Annotated in this window: 1 rRNA gene; it reads left to right on the top strand. The window is 50.7% G+C overall.

Annotation, left to right across the window (positions count from 1 at the left end):
- Positions 1–148: 148 nt before the first annotated feature.
- Positions 149–1,611: ribosomal RNA gene (locus tag B092_RS0112915) — 23S ribosomal RNA — on the top strand; the annotation flags it as partial.

The raw sequence follows: 1,611 nt of genomic DNA, 5'->3' as shown, positions 1-1,611 counted from the left end.
CGGGGATTGGTTAGTGTGTGACGACGAAGAATAAACTTTGATGAGCGGCACAACGTTAACTCAAGTAAGAACTGCTTAGCATCGCGGAGTAAAAGGCGTGATGTTAAGAGTGACTGTAAGTTAGTAAGCGTAGCTTATTAAGTTATAGGATCAAGTGACCAAGTGCACATGATGGATGCCTAGGCGATTACAGGCGATGAAGGACGTGATAGCCTGCGAGAAGCTGCGGGGAGCTGGCAAATAAGCTGTGATCCGCAGATGTCCGAATGGGGAAACCCACTGACCTTAGGTCAGTACCGTTACGTGAATTCATAGCGTAACGGAGCGAACCGAGCGAACTGAAACATCTAAGTAGCTCGAGGAAAAGAAATCAACCGAGATTCCGGCAGTAGTGGCGAGCGAACCCGGACCAGCCTTGACGAGATAGCCTAGTGTATAGTTGAACAGATTGGAAACTCTGGCCGTAGCGGGTGATAGCCCCGTAAACGAAATACATTAGGTGGTATTAAGCGTCGAATAAGTAGAGCGGGACACGTGAAATCCTGTTTGAAGATGGGGGGACCATCCTCCAAGGCTAAATACTCGTAATCGACCGATAGTGAACTAGTACCGTGAGGGAAAGGCGAAAAGAACCCCGGGAGGGGAGTGAAATAGAACCTGAAATCGTGTGCATACAAACAGTAGGAGCGGACGTGTTCCGTGACTGCGTACCTTTTGTATAATGGGTCAGCGACTTACATTCAGTGGCAAGCTTAACTAATTAGGAAGGCGTAGCGAAAGCGAGTTCGAATAGAGCGTTTTAGTCGCTGGGTGTAGACCCGAAACCGGATGATCTATCCATGGCCAGGTTGAAGGTGCGGTAACACGCACTGGAGGACCGAACCCACTAATGTTGAAAAATTAGGGGATGAGCTGTGGATAGGAGTGAAAGGCTAAACAAATCCGGAAATAGCTGGTTCTCTCCGAAAACTATTTAGGTAGTGCCTCACGTATGACTGTAGGGGGTAGAGCACTGTTATGGCTAGGGGGTCATTGCGACTTACCAACCCATGGCAAACTCCGAATACCAACAAGTCCGAGCGTGGGAGTCAGACAGCGGGTGCTAACGTCCGTTGTCGAGAGGGAAACAACCCAGACCGCCAGCTAAGGTCCCCAAAATTGGCTAAGTGGGAAACGAAGTGGGAAGGCATAGACAGTCAGGAGGTTGGCTTAGAAGCAGCCACCCTTTAAAGATAGCGTAATAGCTCACTGATCGAGTCGTCCTGCGCGGAAGATGTAACGGGGCTAAGCCAGTTACCGAAGCTGCGGGCGTGTTTTTACACGTGGTAGGAGAGCGTTCTGTAGGCCTGTGAAGGTAGGTTGAGAAGCCTGCTGGAGGTATCAGAAGTGAGAATGCTGACATGAGTAGCGATAAAGGGGGTTAAAGTCCCCCTCGCCGTAAGTCCAAGGTTTCCTGCGCAACGTTCATCGGCGCAGGGTGAGTCGGCCCCTAAGGTGAGGCAGAGATGCGTAGCTGATGGGAAGCTGGTTAATATTCCAGCACCAGGTTCAAATGCGATGGGGTGACGGATTGCGAAATGCGAGCGGGCGGTTGGAAGAGCCCGTGACTGG

It is taken from the genome of Oligella ureolytica DSM 18253, from assembly GCF_000373745.1.
Lineage (GTDB): Bacteria > Pseudomonadota > Gammaproteobacteria > Burkholderiales > Burkholderiaceae_B > Oligella > Oligella ureolytica.
Note: the sequence above shows the minus strand (reverse complement) of the source record. Positions and strands in the feature narration are given on the sequence as shown.